2 protein-coding genes are annotated in these 2,200 nt (G+C 72.0%); both read left to right on the forward strand.

The window, feature by feature from the left end; genetic code table 11:
- The first annotated feature begins 181 nt into the window (after window positions 1–181).
- Window positions 182–706 carry an orotate phosphoribosyltransferase gene (gene pyrE / locus AB0J68_RS31300; RefSeq protein WP_363942390.1) on the forward strand — a complete coding sequence of 175 codons (525 nt, stop codon included), beginning with the start codon at window positions 182–184 and terminating at the stop codon, window positions 704–706.
- Between the two features lie 126 nt (window positions 707–832).
- Window positions 833–2,023, forward strand: coding sequence for a serine hydrolase domain-containing protein (locus tag AB0J68_RS31305; RefSeq protein WP_363942392.1), 1,191 nt, complete (start codon window positions 833–835; stop codon window positions 2,021–2,023).
- The last annotated feature ends 177 nt before the right edge of the window (window positions 2,024–2,200 follow it).

The raw sequence follows: 2,200 nt of genomic DNA on the forward strand, positions 1-2,200 counted from the left end.
GGTCGACGCGGAGCGGGACCGGTCCGAGGTACGGCCGGGGCTGCGACTCAGCCTTCGCTCAGCGCGCCCGCCACGGCCTGCCGAAGGGCCGTCGGTGGACGGCCGCCCGAGCCCGCGTCGCCCTTCCTCGTTGACGGGGTCAGGTACTGATCGCGTCAGCTCGGATGCGAGGCTGAGGGGCGTGCCGTCCTTGCTCGCGCGTCGTGTGTACGAAGCCTGTCACCTGACCGGGTCGTTCCGGCTGCGATCTGGTCAGGTGAGCCCGGAGTACTTCGACAAGTATCTGTTCGAGGGGCAGCCCGATCTGTTGCGCGACGTGGCCGAGGCGATGGTCGCCCTGCTGCCGGAGTGCGACGTGCTGGCCGGGATGGAGATGGGCGGCATACCGATCGCCACCGTCATGTCACAGCTGACCGGGCTGCCGACGGTCTTCGTTCGCAAGCAGGCCAAGGAGTACGGCACCGGCAAGGCGGCGGAGGGCGGCCCGGTGGACGGCCGGCGCGTCGTGGTGATCGAGGACGTGGTCACGACGGGCGGGGCGCTACTGGCGTCGTGCCGGCAACTGCGCGCCAGCGGCGCGGTGATCGAAACCGTGGTGTGCGCGATCGACCGTGAGCAGGGCGGGCGGGAGAACCTCGCCGCCGAGGGGCTGGGGTTGCGCGCCGCCCTCAGCCGACGCGATCTGGCGCCCTCCGCGTCGGTCTGACCGCCTCCCGCCGCGTACCGGGGTAGCGCAGGCGGTACCGCAGGAGGGCAGCAGGAGGGATCGTCCCGGCATCGGAATCCTTGAACCATTGATGGCGTCAAGCGAGTCCGATACCGAGGAGCCGTCATGCCCCTGCAAGAGCGCACGTCCACCCGCCGCCGCCGGACCCTGCGGGCAGCCGCCGGGACGCTGGCCGCCGTCGCCGTCCTGACCGGACCCCCGGCGTTCGCCGCCGAATCCGGTCGGCCCGCCGGCCCACGCGACGCCGTGCAGCGGCAACTGGACCGCCTGGTCAGCGAGGAGGGCTTTCCCGGCGTGCTCGCCTCGGTGCGGGGGACCGGCGGACGCGTCCGCGACTACACCGCCGGCGTCAGTGACCTCCGGTCGCACGGCCCGGTGCCCCGCGACGGACAGGTCCGCATCGGCAGCAACACCAAGACCTTCACCGCCGTGGTCGTCCTGCAGTTGGTGGGGGAGGGCCGCATCGACCTGGACGCCACGGTCGAGCACTACCTGCCCGGCGTCGTGCGGGGCAACGGCAACGACGGCGGCGCGATCACCGTACGCCAGCTGCTCCAGCAGACGAGCGGCCTGCCCGACTACGACGACGTGCTGTTCACCCAGCCGCAGGACCTCGTCGACAAGAGTCACTCGTACTACCAGCCGCGCCGGCTGGTGGACGCCGCGCTCACGAACGCCCCGCACTTCGCGCCCGGGGCGAAGTGGGAGTACAGCAACACCAACTACGTCCTCGCCGGGCTCATCGTCGAGCAGGTCACCGAACGCCCCATCGGCGAGGAGATCACCGACCGCGTCATCAGGCCGCTCGGACTGCGCGACACGTACTGGCCGGGCGTCGGGCAGCAGCGCCTTCGGGGCACGCACCCACACGGCTACGTCGCGGTGGCCCCGGGCGCTGAGTGGGTGGACGTCACCGACATGGACCCGTCCCTGGGCTGGGCCGCCGGCCAACTGGTCTCGACCCCGGACGAGCTGCGGACCTTCTTCGAGGCGCTCGTCGGTGGCAGGCTGCTCAAGCCCGCGCAGCAGGCGGCCATGATGACGACCGTGCCCGCGCCCGGCTTCGAGCCGACCGGCGAGTACGAGTACGGGCTGGGCATCGCCCGGCACGAGCTGCCCTGCGGCGGCGACGGCTGGGGTCACGGCGGCGACATCCAGGGCTTCGAGACCCGCAACCTCGTCACCGAGGACGGCCGCAGCGCCGTCGTCGCGGTGACCGGTCTGCCGACCGGTGAGCAGATGCTCGCCGAGGTGAACGAGAGCGTCGAAACGGCGCTGTGTGGCACCGTCCGCTGAGGCATCGTCAGCGCGGTGACACCACGGCGCGGACCGCTGACGGCTTCGGCCGTCGCGGTCCCGTCGGCGCGGGTACCGGCTGCCAACCCTGGCATCGGAGGAGCTCGTTGCTGCGCGAGGACCTCGCCTACCACCAGACCCGCGTGTTGCTGCTCGTGACCGCCGTCGCGGCCGAGA

The organism is Micromonospora sp. NPDC049580 (assembly GCF_040675595.1).
Lineage (GTDB): Bacteria > Actinomycetota > Actinomycetes > Mycobacteriales > Micromonosporaceae > Micromonospora.

Coding starts and splice junctions, on each gene's coding strand:
- AB0J68_RS31305 (WP_363942392.1), top strand. CDS start 833: ATGCCCCTGCAAGAGCGCACGTCCACCCGCCGCCGCCGGACCCTGCGG.